Origin of the sequence: Qipengyuania polymorpha, from assembly GCF_019711435.1 — a bacterium.
In the GTDB taxonomy this organism is placed as follows: domain Bacteria; phylum Pseudomonadota; class Alphaproteobacteria; order Sphingomonadales; family Sphingomonadaceae; genus Qipengyuania; species Qipengyuania polymorpha.
The window spans coordinates 940,715-955,584 of record NZ_JAIGNK010000001.1 but is presented as its reverse complement, the minus strand read 5'-3'; the positions used below and the strand labels follow the sequence as shown (position 1 = coordinate 955,584).

Sequence of the window (14,870 nt, the reverse complement as noted above, 5' to 3'; positions counted from 1 at the left end):
CGGAGAATACCTTGGTCCAGTCGATTACACCCTTGCTGAAGGACTTCCTGCAGAAGGAATCCGCCGGCGGAATCGTCCTCATTTTCGCCGCGCTGCTCGCGCTCGCCGTTGCGAACTCGCCGCTGCTGGCCGAGTATAGTGCGCTGCTCGACACCGGCGTGGTCGTCGGCATCGGCAGCTTCGTCATCGACAAGCCGCTACTGCTGTGGATCAATGATGGTCTCATGGCCGTGTTCTTCTTCCTCGTCGGTCTCGAGGTGAAGCGCGAAATCTTCGAAGGCCAGCTGTCGAGCTGGGACAAGGCCTCGCTCCCGCTCATCGCGGCCATTGGCGGCATGGCGATCCCTGCGCTCATCTTCCTTTCGCTCAACGCCGGATTGCCTGAGACGATCAATGGCTGGGCCATCCCCGCTGCAACCGATATTGCCTTTGCGCTAGGGATTCTCTCGCTGCTCGGCCCTCGTGTGCCGGTCGCCCTCAAGGCGCTGCTGCTGGCCATCGCGGTGATCGACGACATCGGCGCCATTGCCATCATCGCCATCTTCTATTCGGGCGAACTCGACACCGGTATGCTGGGCGCGGCGGCGATCGTTTTCGTCCTGATGCTGGCTGTCGGCAGGGCGCGCGTCCAGTCGACCATTCCATATATCCTGCTGGCCATCCTGATGTGGGCCTTCGTGCTCAAATCGGGCGTCCACGCCACGCTGGCCGGTGTCGCTGCCGCGATGACCGTCCCGCTCGACGCAAAGAGCGACCACGGCCCGCTTGAGCGAATGGAACACGCGCTGCACCCTTGGGTGGCCTTCCTCGTCATCCCGATCTTCGGCTTCGCCAATGCAGGCGTCACCCTGTTCGGCCTTTCGCCTGGCGCGCTGTTCGAACCGCTGCCGCTGGGCATCGCTCTCGGCCTGCTGGTCGGCAAACAGATCGGTATCTTCGGCTTTGCCTTTGCTGCTGTGAAACTGAAGCTCGCTTCGCTGCCCGCAGGTGTAAGCTGGGCGCAACTCCATGCGATGAGCCTGCTCGCGGCAATCGGCTTCACCATGAGCCTCTTCATCGGCAACCTCGCCTTTGCCGACCCCGCGCAGATCGACGCGGTCAAGATCGGCGTTCTTGCCGGTTCGACCATTGCGGCACTCGCCGGTTATCTCCTGCTCAACCGCGCGCTTCCGCGTGAAGCCGCTCCTGAAAGTATCGACTGATGGATTTTCTCTTCACCGACTGGCTCGGCACTCCCGTATGGTTCTGGGCTGCCTTCCTCGCCATTGTCATCGTCCTGACCGCGTTCGACCTCGGCTTCCTGCACAAGGAAGACAAGGAACTCGGCATCGGGGAGAGCCTCAAGCTGTCGGCCTTCTATATCGGCGTCGCCCTGCTGTTCGGCGCCTGGGTCTGGGGCGAGCGCGGAGCGACCGCAGGCATGGAATATTATACCGGCTTCTTCATCGAGAAGGCGCTGTCGATCGACAATGTCTTCGTCATCAGCCTCATCTTCACCTACTTCGCCATCCCGCCGAAGTACCAGTACCGCGCGCTGCTGTGGGGCATCATGGCGGTGATCGTGCTGCGCGGATTGATGATTGCGGGCGGCGCTGCGCTGCTGGCAGAGGCCTATTGGGTCCTTTACTTCTTTGCCGCCTTCCTGATCGTCACCGGCATAAAGATGTTCTTCGCCGGTGACGAGCCGATGGACGTGGGCAAGAACCCGGTCATCCGCTGGATCAGCAAACATATGCGGGTGACCAAGGAACTCCACGCACAGCATTTCTTCGTGAAGATCCCCGACAGCAAGACCGGAAAGCTGGTGACGGCGGCCACCCCGCTGTTCCTCGCGCTGGTGGTCATCAATCTTGCCGACCTCGTCTTCGCGCTCGACAGCGTGCCTGCGATTTTCGCGATCACCACCGACACATTCATCGTCTACACTTCAAACATCTTCGCCATTCTCGGCCTGCGCGCGCTCTATTTCGCGCTGGCGGCGATGGTGCACCGCTTCCACTACCTGAAGTATGCGTTGGCGGCCGTTCTGGTCTTCATTGGCAGCAAGATCTTCGTGACCGACTTCCTGCTCGACGGCGGAAAGATGCCCGCGTGGATCAGCCTCGGCGTAACCTTCGGACTGATTGCGGCGGGCGTGCTCTACTCCTTGTGGAAGACACGCGGCGGGGAGGAAGAGGACTGGCCTGCCGAGCCCGAGGCAAGGGACGCACGCCCGCCTGTTTGAAACTGCGCGCGAAAGGATGACGGGCGGGCCGCGACAGGCTAGACACCGCTCAAATGCTGACCCGCCTGTCCATCCGCAACATCGTGCTGATCGAGGCGCTCGACCTCGATTTCGGGCGTGGGCTGGGTGTGCTTACGGGCGAGACCGGGGCGGGCAAGTCCATCCTGCTTGATTCGCTCGGGCTGGTGCTGGGCAATCGCGCCGACAGCGGACTGGTGCGCGCTGGGGAGGAAAAGGCCAGCGTCTCGGCCAGCTTCGAATTTGCAACCCTGCCTCCGGCTATCGCCGATACGCTCGATGATGCGGACATTGAAGTCGAGGAGGGAGAGCCGCTAATCATCCGTCGCCAATTGAAGGCAGACGGGGGGAGCAAGGCGTTCATCAACGACCAGCCGGTCGGCGTGGCCCTGCTCCGCGAGATTGCCGGTGCGCTGGTCGAACTCCACGGCCAGCACGACGACCGCGGCCTCGTCAATCCGCGAGGCCACCGTGCTTTGCTCGATCGGTTCGCCGGAGCCGACACGGCGCGTGTTGAACAGGCGTGGACCAAATGGCGCGAGACCGAGGAACGTCTCGCCACCGCGCGCGATGCGGTCGAGCAGGCAAAGCTCGACCAGGACCTGCTGCTGGCGCACCTCGCCGAATTGACCGCGCTCGAACCGCAGGCGGGCGAGGAAGCTCGTCTCGCCGGTGCGCGCGCCGACATGCAGAAGGGCGAGCGCCTGTCGGGCGATCTCGAGGAATTGCGGCACCTTTGGGAGGGCTCGGATTCCCCGCTGACATCGCTGCGCGTTGCCGCGCGCAAGCTCGACCGAATTGCGCCTGAGCACCCGCTGCTCGCCGAAGCGTTGGCTGCCCTCGACCGTGCGGTCATCGAGGCTGGCGAGGCGGAGGAGAAACTCGAGAAGGCCGCCGATGCGCTTGTGCATGACCCGGCTGCGCTGGAAGAAGCCGAGACCCGCCTGTTCGAACTGCGCGCGCTAGCGCGCAAGCATCGCTGCGAGGTCGACGAGCTTCCCGAAGTCATGCGGACCATGCGCAGCCAGCTCGATTCCATCGAAGGCGGCGAGGCGGAACTCGATGCGCTGGAGGCGGCTGCCGCCGAGGCAGGCAATCGCTACCGCGCCGAGGCCGAGGCGCTCCATGCAAACCGCGTGGCAGCCGCGCTGCGGCTCGACGAGGCCGTGGCGCGCGAACTCGCGCCGCTCAAGCTCGACGCGGCACGGTTCAGGACGGCGGTGGCCGAACTGCCCGAAGATCGCTGGGGCGCGCATGGGCTGGACAGCGTGGAATTCCTCATCTCCACCAATCCCGGTGCCGATTTCGCCCCGCTCAACAAGATTGCCAGCGGCGGCGAGCTGTCGCGCTTCATCCTCGCGCTGAAGGTCGCGCTGGCCGAGCAAGGCGGAGCGGCCACGGTCATTTTCGACGAAATCGACCGCGGCGTGGGCGGGGCCGTCGCCAGCGCCATCGGCGAACGCCTCGCGCGCCTGGCCAGCGACGGACAGCTGCTCGCCGTAACGCACAGCCCGCAAGTCGCCGCGCGCGGCCGCACGCATTACATGATCGCCAAGAGCAGCGACGGCACCGTCACGCGCACCAGCGTGGCCCTGCTCGACGAGGCCGGACGGCAGGAAGAGATCGCACGAATGCTGTCGGGCGCGGAAGTGACGCCCGAGGCGAGGGCGCAGGCGGACAGGTTGTTGGAGGGGGTTTGAATGCGTTGGAGAGGTAAGCAGGCAATATTGGCAACAGCGTCGATGGTGCTTCTTGCATCATGCACCGCCACTGATCCGACCCCGCCGGATATCTTCCTTCCACCCGTCACTTTCTCCGAGCCTTTTACTCCGCCCCAAGTTGCCGCGTTGCCAGCATCGGAACCGGTGCTGGTTGAAAATTACGCCGAGCAATCGGCTGAGCAGGTTGGCATGCTCAGATTGCCCGAGGGCGAGGGGTCATTTCCCGTTGCCATGCTGGTTCATGGCGGCTGCTGGCGCGATTTCGGTTCGCCGGCAGACTTTGGTCCGATTGCAGACTGGCTGGCCGCGAATGGCGTGGCAAGCTGGTCAGTCGGCTACCGCGAAATCGGTTCCGGAGGGGAATGGCCAAACCTGTTTATCGACCTGGCAACTGCGCTTAAGCATATCGGGAGTCTTGCGGAGCGCTATCCGCTCGATACAAATCGCATCAGCGTCATCGGGCATTCGGCGGGTGCTGCAGCTCCTCTGTTGCTGTCCATGGAGGAGCCGGCCAGTGAAATCGGCATGGAAGGCTTGCCCGAGGTGGTATCGGCGGCGGTACTCGATGCACCGGTCCTCCTTGGGGCCTTTGCGCAGCAGGATATGAGCGGCCTCTGCAGTGAAACCTCGCTACCGGCGGTGATGGGCGGTTTGCCGGGTGTGGTCCCCGATAACTATGCGATGCTTGACGCCGCTGCGGAGGGTGTGAGCGTTGAGCGCTTTCTGATTGTCGAGGCTGTCGAGCCCTTGCCCGGCGCGGCAGTCGTCGAAGCCCTTCGCGCAAAGGGAGCTATCGTAGAGACAATCTCGCTCACGCAGAAAAGGCACTTCGACATGCTGGTCCCGGGAACGACCGACTTCGCTTTAATCGCACCTGCGCTCTTGCGAGTTGCGCGCGGCGAGTGAGCGCGGGGGTGCCGGGCACTCGGCGCGGCAATGAGCGTTGATTGCCCGATGCGCTTACCTCTCGCTCTTTTGCTTGTGTTAGCTGTCTCGGCATGCGCGCCGTCTTTGCCGCGCTATACCGTGCCAGCGGATGCAGCCCCGACAGGATTTTACGAGGACCAGCAGCGGCCAGACCTTGCCCTGCTCGAGTTCCGCCTCGCCAGCTATTTTGCGCGCGACGACCAGCCTTACGAAACGGTCTGCGCTGTTGATGGCAGCGATGTTCAAAGCAGCCAGCAAGATCCGCCCGTCCCGCTGGACCCGGCGACCGAACGCAGGCTGATGCGGCGCTTTCCCTCGCTTACTCCGGCAAGCGGCTGCAAGCGTGAGGGGCTGTCGGTCAAGGACCGCGATACGGGCGTCGAGGCGGCGCTGTTCGACGTGCACGAGCTTGAATGCGAAAGCGCGGTCAAATGCAGCGCCTGGGGCGGCTATTATGCCAACGGCCAGCACGGCTGGAGCTGGTACTGGATCGAATGGAACGGCCGGGAATGGAAGATCAGGCCGCGCGACCTAGGTATCGTGCTGACCTAGCGTCACCCCTACTGGCGAATCCCCAATCTCGCCCCTAAGCCTTGCTGCATGGACATGACGGAAGCCGACGCAGCGAACGAGCTCATGCGCCTTGCGCGCGAGATTGCGAAGCATAACAAGCTCTATCACGCGAAAGACGATCCCGAGATTACCGACCAGGAGTTCGATGCCCTGGTGCGGCGCAACGCCGAACTGGAGGAGGCTTTCCCGCATCTTGTGCGCGAGGATTCGCCCTCGAAAGCGGTCGGCCACGAGATTGCTGCCTCGCCGCTGTCGAAAGTGACGCACGAGGTTCGCATGATGAGCCTCGACAACGCCTTTTCGCCCGAGGAGGTCGAGGAGTGGGTGGCGCGCGTGCGTCGGTTCCTCTCGTTGGACGACGGTGAGGAAGTCGCCATCACCGCCGAGGACAAAATCGACGGCCTGTCCTGCTCGCTGCGCTACGAAAACGGCAGACTGGTGCGCGCCGCTACGCGCGGGGACGGGCAAGTGGGAGAAGACGTGACGCCCAATGTCGCGCATATTTCCGACATTCCGCAGCAGCTTTCCGGCGATGTGCCCGAGGTCTTCGAAATCCGGGGTGAGGTCTACATGTCCAAAGCCGACTTCCAGTCGCTCAATGCGGCACAGGAAGTGGCGGGCGGCAAGCTTTTCGCCAATCCACGCAATGCTGCTGCCGGTTCGTTGCGGCAAAAGGATGCCAGCGTGACGGCAAAGCGTCCGCTGAAGTTCTGGGCGCATGGCTGGGGTGCCGCCTCTGAGGTGCCGGGCGCGACGCAGGAAGAGGTTGTGCGGAAAATCGAAGGTTGGGGCGTGCCGGTCTCGCCGTTGTTCACGCGCGTGCATGACGTCGCTTCGATGCTCGCACATTATGAGAGGATTGGCCGCGAACGCCCTGACCTGCCTTATGAAATCGATGGCGTCGTTTACAAAGTCGACCGGCTCGACTGGCAGCAGCGACTGGGCTTCGTCGCCAAGGCACCGCGCTGGGCGCTGGCGCACAAGTTCCCTGCCGAGCAGGCGGAGACCACGCTCGAAGCGATCGACATCCAGGTCGGGCGCACGGGCAAGCTGACGCCGGTGGGCCGTCTTGCGCCCGTGCTGGTGGGCGGGGTGACGGTCACCAATGTCACCCTCCACAACCGCGACGAGATTGCGCGGCTCGGCGTGAGACCGGGCGACCGCGTGGTCGTCCAGCGCGCGGGCGACGTTATTCCACAGCTTGTGGATAACCTCACCCGCGAGACCCCCCGCGAGCCGTTTCACTTCCCCGACCACTGCCCCGAATGCGGCAGCGAAGCCGTGGCAGAAGAGGGCGAGGTCGATGTGCGCTGCACAGGCGGTCTCATATGTCCCGCGCAACGTACGGAAAGACTGAAGCATTTCGTCAGTCGCGGTGCGCTTGATATCGACGGGTTGGGCGAAAAGACCATCGACCAGTTCTTCGCGCTGGGATGGCTCGAAAGCCCCGCCGATATCTTCCGCCTCCACCAGCGTCGTGACGCCATCCTCGCACTCGAAGGCTGGCAGGAACGGTCTGTGGATAAACTTGTGGACAGCATCGAGGCGCGGCGCGCTCCCGATGCGGCGCGACTGCTGTTCGGGCTCGGCATCCGGCATGTCGGAGCAGTGACGGCGCGCGACTTGATGAAGTATTTCCACGAACTGCCAGCCTTGCGCGCAGCTGCCGAGGCCGCGCGTGCTGGCGACGAGGACGCCGCAGCCTCGCTCACCGCCATCGATGGCATCGGCGGCGCGGTGGTCGAGGCGCTGGGCGACTTCTTCCACGAGGACCACAACAAGGCCGTGTGGGACGACATCCTTTCCGAAGTCGCACCATTGCCCTATGTCATCGAAACGAGGGAAAGCCCGGTCAGCGGCAAGACTGTGGTCTTCACCGGCAAGCTCGAAACCATGAGCCGCGACGAAGCCAAGGCACAGGCCGAACGCCTCGGCGCAAAGGCCAGCGGATCGGTTAGCGCCAAGACCGATTTGCTGGTCGCGGGGCCGGGCGCGGGCAGCAAGCTCAAGAAAGCCGCCGAACTCGGTATCGAGGTGATCGACGAAGCGGGATGGGCCGAAATCGTGGCGCAGGCGGGCTGAGCGATGAACGCGCGCGTCATGGCTTTGGGCGCGGTTTTTGGTGTGATGTTCGCTGCCACCATGGGCAATTTCGTGCTCGGCATCGCAATCGGGCTTTGTTTCGCGGTGGCGTTCAGCGCGGCGTTCAAGGAAGAGGACGAGCGTGATGCCGAGGGTCGCGACAGCGATGAGCATAGCGACGACACCCGCTGAACAAATTGTTCGGAAACCATCGGCTTACCTCTCGTTAGGGTGATGTGAGCCGTTCCCCAGTCCTGTTCCTGACAATCGCCATTGTCGGCGCTTTCCTTGTCCTAGCCACGCGGCTGAGCACGCCGGGCGAATCCGCCGAGCAGTTCCAGCAGCGCATCGTGTTGGCCGAGAAGGATCTGACGCCGCCCGCACCCGAACTCGACGAGGCGCAAGAAGCACTCGAGCGGGAGCTGGTCGAACTGGGCGAGAACTTCGATGGGGTTGCAGGGATTGCGGTAACCGAGGTCGAAACGATGGCCACCATGGCGCATGATGGCGACACGCCGTTCCCGCAGCAAAGCGTCAGCAAGCTGTGGGTGACGATGACCGCACTCGACCTTGTCGACAATGGCGCGCTGGACCTCGAAGAGCCGGTGACGCTGCGCGCCGAAGACCTCACCGTTTTTTACCAGCCGACGCGTAACCTAGTCCGATCGCGTGGTTCCTTCAGCACCGATTATGGCGACCTGATGAGCCGCGCAATCACGCAGAGCGACAACACCGCGAACGACCGTTTGCTGCGCCGCGTCGGCGGACCGCAGGCGGTGGAGGCCTTCATGCGCCGCAATGGCATTGCGGGGGTCCAGTTCGGCACCGACGAGCGTACCAAGCAGAGCCAAATTGCCGGTCTCAAGTGGCGGCAGTCCTACTCCATCGAAAACGCTTTCTACGAAGCGCGCGACCGCGTGCCGGAAAAAGACCGTCGCCGTGCCTTCAACGCCTATCTTGCCGATCCGATGGACGGGGCGAAGGCTGCAGCCATGTCGAAGGCGCTGGCGAGGCTGGCACGGGGAGATCTGCTGTCTGAGAAATCGACCCAACTCATGCTCTCCATCATGGAGGAAACCAAGAGCGGGCCGCGCCGCCTCAAGGGTGGTGTGCCGGATGGCTGGAGCATCGCGCACAAGACCGGGACGGGCCAATATTTCGACGGGGTCCAGTCGGGATACAACGATGTCGGCATCCTTACCGCGCCCGACGGCTCGCAATATGCGCTGGTCGTGTTCATCGGGCGCACGCGCGCCTCATACGCTGCGCGCATGGCGATGATGCAGGAGGTCACGCGCAGCGTCGTTCGCTATCACGAGGGGCAGCTGGGCAGGACTACTGCCTAGTCGGCGACGGGCTCTTCCACCCATTTCATCACGCCGCCCGGAAGCGGCGTCCAGCGTCCGACTTTGACACCCGCTGCGGCGAGCGTGTCCGAGGTCCACTGGTTGCACGTATTCCCGAGGTGGTAGGTCCCGGGCGCATCGTAGAACACGTCGTAGGTGCCATAGCCGGGATAAGTTTCGCGTCCTTCGTAAGGCGGAATTTGCGCTTCGATTAGCGACACCAGCAGGGCATATTGCTCCTCGCTCAGGCGCAGAGGCCGGTTGGACGGGCCGGGGGCAGGGCGCACGTAATGCGAGGCGTGGATGAGGCCGTCACCGCCGAAGGCTGCCCGAAAGGCGCTGGAGATGGTGAGGTCGCCCCAGGTCGGTGTGTTGAGGAACACCTCCCGCTCGCCCCAGCTCACCGCGACATGCGTGTAGGCGCGATAGGGTGCCTTAAGGTCGGACGCCGGAAAGGTTTCGCGCCAGTCCTTGAGCGGAGAGACCAGGGGCATGACGATTTCGGTATGGATGCCGTTGTCGCCGACCATGATTTCGACACCGCCTTCCGGTTCCTCCCAGCCCGAATTGCGCGGAATTGAGCTGCCTACCCATGCGGAAAGCAGGAAGAGGATGGTCGCAACCACGGGGATGGCGAGGAGCCACAAGGCCGCTCTCACCGCGCGCTTCTTCCTCACCTAAAGCGGCTCTTGCGCATCCAGAGGATGGACCAGTCGCCATTGGTAACGCGGCGGGCGAGGCGGAAGCCCTGCCTGCGATAGGCTGCGCGGACCTCGGCCTCCTGCGTCTGGATCAGGCCTGCCAAGAGTAGGCTGCCTCCCGGCGCGGTTACGGAAGCGAAGTCGGGTGCGAGTTCCACCAGAGGTCCGGCGAGGATGTTCGCGATGAGCAAATCATAGGGCGCGCGGGCCTGAATCAGGGCGTCATCGGTGCCCGGCGCGATGACCATGGTGAGTTCACCCGCGCCTGCGCCCGCCGCAACGCGATTGGTGGCGCAATTGTCCTCGACCACGCTCGCACAAACCGCGTCGATATCGGATGCGGTCGCCTTGGCGTGAGGCCAAAGGTGCATCGCGGCGAAGGCGAGCAGGCCGGTGCCGGTGCCGATGTCGGCATGGTTCTTCACCACCAGCCCCTCGCGCTTCATGAGGTCGAGCATGGCGAGGCAGGCGGCGGTGGTCTCGTGCTGCCCGGTCCCGAAGGCCTGGCTGGCGGGAATGACGAAATCGACGAGCGTCTCGTCCGCCGGATATTCGGGCGTGCGGACATGGAAACGGCCTGCTCGGATGGGTTCGACACCCTGCTGGCTCAGTGTCACCCAGTCTTCGTCGGGCAGTTTCTCGGCGACCAGCTTCGGCGCGCCATCGGCGAACAGCGCTGCGACGGCTTTCTTGTCGGCAGTAGTCGGCTTGTGGTCGAGCCAGACTTCGAGAATCCAGTCGTCGGGTTTGTCCTCTGCGATCTCGCGGCCCGAGACGACCAATTCCTCGGGGAAGTCCCACGCATCCTCATGCGCGAGGAGGGCTGCCTGGACGACTGACTTCGTGCCTTCGCCCGAGAGTTTCCACGCGCTCATTCGGCGGCCTCCCTGGCAAGGCGCGCGTCGAGCTTTTCGGTCAGCGCATCGGCATAACGCTGGCATGGCCCGGGCTTGCCGTAGCTTCCCTCCTTCATGCCCCTGAGCATACCGCTCGCCGAAGGGTGCGGGGTGACGATGTAGTCGCAGGGCAGGAAACGCACCTTGTCGATACTGTCGCGGAAAGCGGCGACATACTGGGGGCGGTCGCTGAAGCGGTAGCCATCCGCCGAGACCGCGGAGAGGCTGTCGACATAGGCAGTGCGGCTGCAAATCGGCGGTTCGAAGGGCAGGCTGCACGAATTCCATGTCCAGCTCATCGCGCCGGGTGAATGGCCGGGCGTCGTGTGGGCTGTGAACTCCAGCCCTCCCAGCCGGAGCACTTCCCCATCCGCCATGACCTTGTCGACCTTAACCGAAGTCGTGGCGGGATGGCCGCTGGCAGCCTGGGGGTCGTCCGCAGCGAGGTCTCCGCTTTCAAGTACGGCTTTCGCGCGGGCGGAGGCCACGATCCTCGCACCGGTCGCATCCGCCAAAGCCGAGTGAGCGCCGACATGGTCGAAATGCTCATGGCTCATCAGGATGTAGCGAACGTCTTTCGGATCGAAGCCGAGTTCACGGATGTTGGCGAGGACGAGCGGAGCCGCCGAAGGCACGCCGCTGTCGAGCAGTACGTGGCCTGCATCGCCGGTTACGAGGATGGCAGAAATACCGCATGTGCCGACGTAAAAGCTGTTGCCCAGAAGCTGGAAGGGCGGGGCGGGCTTGTCCCACTCGTCCCACGCTTCGCAGGTGTCGAGGAAAGCGAGCTTCTTGGCTTGGAGCATCTTCGGGTCGAGTTCGACGGTCGGCGCGGGCGGAGCCGCCGCGACCTCACTGTCGACAGGTGCCGTGGCCGTGCAGCCAGCAAGGCCAAGCACGAAAGCGAGTGGTAGCAGCGATCTAACGGACATAGCTTGCCCCATTGGCATCGAGCGTGGCCCCCGTCATGCTGGGCGGGGCGTCGAGTGCACAGAATTCGATGATGCGCGCCATTTCGGCAGGTTCGGCGACGCGTCCCAGCGGGATATCGGCGAGCAGGCCGTCGCCGCCGCGGCTTTCAAGATAGTCTCCCGCCATCGCAGTGTCGGTGAAACCGGGCGTGACTGCGAAGCTATAAATGCGCATCGCTGCATAGGCGCGTGCGATGCTCTTGTGCATCGCCAGCATCCCGCCCTTGCTCGCGGCATAGTGCCAGTGCGCGGGCGAATCGCCGCGGTGTCCTGCGCGGCTCGCGACATGAACGATGCGTCCGCTGCTGCCCGTTTCCTGCCAGTGGCGCACGGCGAACCGGCTGAGCTGGGCCGAGGCAGTCAAGTTGATACGCATGGTGTCTTCCCACGCGTCTAGCCATTCGATGTCCGACACATCGACCGGGTTCGGCGCAAACAGGCCCGCATTGTTCACCAGCACGTCAATCTCGCCGCCCGCCTGTTCGAGCGCGGCTTCCCACAGCATCTTGGGTGCGAGCGGGTCGCGAAAGTCGGCGGCCAGCGTGCCGAAGCCTTCCCCGCTGGTCGATTGGCCGATGACCTTGGCGCCGCGCGCTTCCAGGGCTTCGCGCGCCGCCGCGCCTATCCCGCGCGAAGCGCCGGTGAGAAGAATGCATGTCATGCACCACGCTATTCGAAACTTTGCGGCAAATGTCGAGGCCGCGCGCCTTGCACCACCCGCCAGCTTCGCTAAGGAGGCGCGACGAAAATTCTCGCAACGGACGTAAACTCCATGGCAAATCGCCCGCTTTCACCGCATCTGCAAATTTGGAAATGGGGCCCGCACATGCTGGTCTCCATCCTCCACCGTGTCACCGGGGACGGCCTCGCCATCGTCGGCCTAGCCGTGCTGCTGTGGTGGCTGGGCGCGATGGCAGGCGGGGCGGAAAGCTACGCCACCTTCGCCGAAGTGATGGGCTCGCCCGTGGGCATGGTGGTGCTGGTGGGCCTGAGCTGGGCCTTCTTCACCCACATGATGAGCGGCCTTCGCCACTTCGTCCTCGACATCGGCGCAGGTTACGAACTCGACACCAACAAGACGTGGTCGGTTCTCTCGCCCATCATCGCAATTCTCCTGACCGCTGCCTTCTGGGCAGTCGTCCTGCTTCGCTAAGGGCATCGCAAGACATGGCACACGACACTCCCATCAAACGCGTGCGCGGGCTCGGCTCGGCGCATGAGGGCGCGCATCACTGGCTGGTGCAGCGCTTCACCGCCATCGGCAACCTCGTGCTGATGCTGTTCCTCGTGACCAGCCTCGCGCTGCTGCCGGCCTACGACTACGCCACCATGACCAAATGGGCCTCGCAGACGCTTCCCGCGACCGCGCTGGCGCTGCTCATCGTCAGCGTATTCTGGCACGCACGCCTCGGCCTGCAGGTGCTGGTCGAAGACTATGTCCACGAAGCGGGCACCAAGTTTGCCACGCTCGCCCTTCTCAACCTTGCAACAATCGGCGGCGCAGCGTTCGGCCTCGTGTCCATCGCCCGCATCGCTCTCGGAGGAGCCGCCTGATGGCCCGCACCGACACTTTCGAAATCGGCGGTCGTAGCTACCCCATCATCGACCACACCTATGACACCGTCGTCGTGGGCGCGGGCGGCTCGGGCCTGCGCGCAACCATGGGCAGCGCGGAAGCCGGCCTGAAGACGGCCTGCATCACCAAGGTCTTCCCGACGCGTTCGCACACGGTTGCAGCACAGGGCGGCATCGCGGCCAGCCTTGGCAACAACACGCCCGACCACTGGTCCTGGCACATGTACGATACCGTCAAGGGCTCCGACTGGCTCGGCGACCAGGACGCCATCGAATACATGGTCCGCGAAGCCCCGCAGGCGGTTTACGAGCTGGAACATGCCGGCGTGCCCTTCAGCCGCAACAAGGATGGCACGATCTACCAGCGCCCCTTCGGCGGCCACATGCAGAACATGGGCGAAGGCCCGCCGGTGCAGCGCACCTGCGCCGCTGCCGACCGTACCGGCCACGCCATGCTCCACGCGCTCTACCAGCAGAGCCTGAAGTATGACGCGGACTTCTTCATCGAATATTTCGCGCTCGACCTCATCATGGAAGACGGACCCGACGGCAAGGTTTGCCGCGGCGTCATTGCCATGTGCCTCGACGACGGGACCATCCACCGCTTCCGCAGCCAGGCGGTCGTGCTGGCGACAGGCGGTTATGGCCGCTGCTACTTCACCGCGACTTCGGCCCATACCTGCACCGGCGACGGCGGCGGCATGGTGCTGCGCGCCGGCCTGCCGCTGCAGGACATGGAGTTCGTCCAGTTCCACCCGACCGGCATTTACGGCGCGGGCGTGCTTATCACCGAGGGCGCGCGCGGCGAGGGCGGCTACCTCACCAACTCCGAAGGCGAGCGGTTCATGGAACGCTACGCCCCCTCGGCCAAGGACCTCGCCTCGCGTGACGTGGTGTCGCGTTCGATGGCGCTGGAAATGCGTGAGGGCCGCGGCGTCGGTCCCGATGGCGACCACATCTTCCTGCACCTCGACCATATCGATCCCAAGGTGCTGGGCGAGCGCCTGCCGGGCATCACCGAAAGCGGCAAGATCTTTGCCGGTGTCGACCTGACCAAGCAGCCGCTGCCCGTCACTCCGACGGTGCATTACAACATGGGCGGCATCCCCTGTAACTTCCACGGCGAAGTCATGGCGGGCGACCCGAAGGATCCGGAAAAGATCGTCCCGGGCCTGTTCGCGGTCGGCGAAGCGGCCTGCGTTTCGGTCCACGGCGCGAACCGCCTTGGCTCGAACTCGCTGATCGATCTCGTGGTCTTCGGCCGCGCAACCGGCCATCGCCTGAAGGAAATCATCAAGCCCGGCGCGAGCCATGCCGAACTGCCCAAGGACAGCGCGGATATGGCACTGGGTCGTCTCGACCACTTCCGCCATGCTGACGGTGCTTCGCCTACGGCAGAGGTGCGCGCGGAAATGCAGAAGGGCATGCAGAAGCACGCCGCCGTGTTCCGCGACAGCAAGCTGCTCGCCGAAGGTGTTGAGGTCCTCAAGAACGTCAACAAGCGGATGGAGGACATCAAGGTCTTCGACCGCTCGCTGATCTGGAACAGCGATCTCATCGAGACGCTCGAGCTCGACAATCTCATGGCGCAGGCCAATGTCACCATGGCCTCGGCCGAGAACCGCAAGGAAAGCCGCGGCGCCCACGCGCACGAGGACTTCCCCGAGCGTGACGACAAGAACTGGATGAAGCACACCATCGCCTGGTTTGAAGGCTGGGGCGGCCAGGGCGGCGGCGTGAAAATCGACTACCGCCCGGTCCACGAATACACGCTCACCGACGATGTGAAGTATATCGAGCCGAAGAAGCGGGTTTACTGATCGCTCCCGCCCGATA

General features: G+C 64.0%; 15 protein-coding genes. 11 read left to right on the top strand and 4 right to left on the bottom strand.

The window, feature by feature from the left end; genetic code table 11:
* The first annotated feature begins 11 nt into the window (after positions 1 to 11).
* From nhaA to K3152_RS04700, 8 genes are all read left to right on the top strand, one after another.
* Positions 12 to 1,202, top strand: coding sequence for a Na+/H+ antiporter NhaA (nhaA, locus tag K3152_RS04735; RefSeq protein ID WP_221572844.1), 1,191 nt, complete (start codon positions 12 to 14; stop codon positions 1,200 to 1,202).
* Positions 1,202 to 2,224 (top strand): TerC family protein, encoded by a 1,023-nt coding sequence (locus K3152_RS04730; protein ID WP_221572843.1) that lies wholly within the window; start codon positions 1,202 to 1,204, stop codon positions 2,222 to 2,224. Before nhaA ends, K3152_RS04730 begins: the two co-directional genes overlap by 1 nt.
* A 53-nt stretch (positions 2,225 to 2,277) precedes the next feature.
* On the top strand, positions 2,278 to 3,942 hold the full coding sequence (gene recN / locus K3152_RS04725) for a DNA repair protein RecN (protein ID WP_221572842.1): 1,665 nt from the start codon (positions 2,278 to 2,280) through the stop codon (positions 3,940 to 3,942).
* A complete protein-coding gene (locus tag K3152_RS04720; protein WP_221572841.1) occupies positions 3,943 to 4,869 on the top strand; it encodes an alpha/beta hydrolase family protein in 927 nt (308 codons plus the stop codon).
* A gap of 120 nt (positions 4,870 to 4,989) precedes the next feature.
* A complete protein-coding gene (locus K3152_RS04715; RefSeq protein WP_221572840.1) occupies positions 4,990 to 5,442 on the top strand; it encodes a hypothetical protein in 453 nt (150 codons plus the stop codon).
* 48 nt (positions 5,443 to 5,490) lie between these two features.
* Positions 5,491 to 7,545 carry an NAD-dependent DNA ligase LigA gene (gene ligA, locus K3152_RS04710; protein ID WP_221572839.1) on the top strand — a complete coding sequence of 685 codons (2,055 nt, stop codon included), beginning with the start codon at positions 5,491 to 5,493 and terminating at the stop codon, positions 7,543 to 7,545.
* A gap of 3 nt (positions 7,546 to 7,548) precedes the next feature.
* A complete protein-coding gene (locus tag K3152_RS04705) occupies positions 7,549 to 7,737 on the top strand; it encodes a glycine zipper domain-containing protein (RefSeq protein ID WP_221572838.1) in 189 nt (62 codons plus the stop codon).
* Between the two features lie 44 nt (positions 7,738 to 7,781).
* Positions 7,782 to 8,891, top strand: a complete 1,110-nt coding sequence (locus tag K3152_RS04700; RefSeq protein WP_221572837.1) for a serine hydrolase — start codon at positions 7,782 to 7,784, stop codon at positions 8,889 to 8,891.
* On the opposite strand, the gene K3152_RS04695 is transcribed toward K3152_RS04700, so the two are convergent.
* The 4 genes from K3152_RS04695 to K3152_RS04680 are packed head-to-tail and all read right to left on the bottom strand — an operon-like array spanning position 8,888 to position 12,120.
* The gene (locus tag K3152_RS04695; RefSeq protein WP_345719760.1) at positions 8,888 to 9,568 is read right to left on the bottom strand and encodes a DUF2459 domain-containing protein; all 681 of its coding nucleotides are present in this window, start codon (positions 9,566 to 9,568) and stop codon (positions 8,888 to 8,890) included. The genes K3152_RS04700 and K3152_RS04695 overlap by 4 nt on opposite strands.
* On the bottom strand, positions 9,565 to 10,467 hold the full coding sequence (locus K3152_RS04690; RefSeq protein WP_221572836.1) for a 50S ribosomal protein L11 methyltransferase: 903 nt from the start codon (positions 10,465 to 10,467) through the stop codon (positions 9,565 to 9,567). The genes K3152_RS04695 and K3152_RS04690 overlap by 4 nt, the downstream gene beginning before the upstream one ends.
* Complete coding sequence (gene bla, locus K3152_RS04685; RefSeq protein WP_221572835.1) at positions 10,464 to 11,420, bottom strand: subclass B3 metallo-beta-lactamase; 957 nt, start codon at positions 11,418 to 11,420, stop codon at positions 10,464 to 10,466. Before bla ends, K3152_RS04690 begins: the two co-directional genes overlap by 4 nt.
* On the bottom strand, positions 11,410 to 12,120 hold the full coding sequence (locus K3152_RS04680; RefSeq protein WP_221572834.1) for an SDR family NAD(P)-dependent oxidoreductase: 711 nt from the start codon (positions 12,118 to 12,120) through the stop codon (positions 11,410 to 11,412). Before K3152_RS04680 ends, bla begins: the two co-directional genes overlap by 11 nt.
* Before the next feature lie 111 nt (positions 12,121 to 12,231).
* Between K3152_RS04680 and sdhC the strand changes: the two genes are divergently transcribed.
* The 3 genes from sdhC to sdhA are packed head-to-tail and all read left to right on the top strand — an operon-like array spanning position 12,232 to position 14,854.
* Positions 12,232 to 12,612: a succinate dehydrogenase, cytochrome b556 subunit gene (gene sdhC / locus K3152_RS04675; protein WP_221572833.1), complete on the top strand. Its 381-nt coding sequence runs from the start codon at positions 12,232 to 12,234 to the stop codon at positions 12,610 to 12,612.
* Positions 12,613 to 12,626: 14 nt separating this feature from the next.
* Entirely contained in the window at positions 12,627 to 13,013 is a 387-nt protein-coding gene (gene sdhD, locus K3152_RS04670) for a succinate dehydrogenase, hydrophobic membrane anchor protein (RefSeq protein ID WP_221572832.1), read from the top strand.
* Positions 13,013 to 14,854: a succinate dehydrogenase flavoprotein subunit gene (sdhA, locus tag K3152_RS04665; protein WP_221572831.1), complete on the top strand. Its 1,842-nt coding sequence runs from the start codon at positions 13,013 to 13,015 to the stop codon at positions 14,852 to 14,854. The genes sdhD and sdhA overlap by 1 nt, the downstream gene beginning before the upstream one ends.
* Positions 14,855 to 14,870 lie beyond the last annotated feature (16 nt).

What these genes read in the sequence shown, in the direction of transcription:
- K3152_RS04730 (WP_221572843.1), top strand. Translation starts at nt 1,202, where the DNA reads ATGGATTTTCTCTTCACCGACTGGCTCGGCACTCCCGTATGGTTCTGG.
- recN (WP_221572842.1), top strand. Translation starts at nt 2,278, where the DNA reads ATGCTGACCCGCCTGTCCATCCGCAACATCGTGCTGATCGAGGCGCTC.
- K3152_RS04720 (WP_221572841.1), top strand. Translation starts at nt 3,943, where the DNA reads ATGCGTTGGAGAGGTAAGCAGGCAATATTGGCAACAGCGTCGATGGTG.
- ligA (WP_221572839.1), top strand. Translation starts at nt 5,491, where the DNA reads ATGGACATGACGGAAGCCGACGCAGCGAACGAGCTCATGCGCCTTGCG.
- K3152_RS04705 (WP_221572838.1), top strand. Translation starts at nt 7,549, where the DNA reads ATGAACGCGCGCGTCATGGCTTTGGGCGCGGTTTTTGGTGTGATGTTC.
- K3152_RS04690 (WP_221572836.1), bottom strand. Translation starts at nt 10,467, where the DNA reads ATGAGCGCGTGGAAACTCTCGGGCGAAGGCACGAAGTCAGTCGTCCAG.
- bla (WP_221572835.1), bottom strand. Translation starts at nt 11,420, where the DNA reads ATGTCCGTTAGATCGCTGCTACCACTCGCTTTCGTGCTTGGCCTTGCT.
- K3152_RS04680 (WP_221572834.1), bottom strand. Translation starts at nt 12,120, where the DNA reads ATGACATGCATTCTTCTCACCGGCGCTTCGCGCGGGATAGGCGCGGCG.
- sdhC (WP_221572833.1), top strand. Translation starts at nt 12,232, where the DNA reads ATGGCAAATCGCCCGCTTTCACCGCATCTGCAAATTTGGAAATGGGGC.
- sdhD (WP_221572832.1), top strand. Translation starts at nt 12,627, where the DNA reads ATGGCACACGACACTCCCATCAAACGCGTGCGCGGGCTCGGCTCGGCG.
- sdhA (WP_221572831.1), top strand. Translation starts at nt 13,013, where the DNA reads ATGGCCCGCACCGACACTTTCGAAATCGGCGGTCGTAGCTACCCCATC.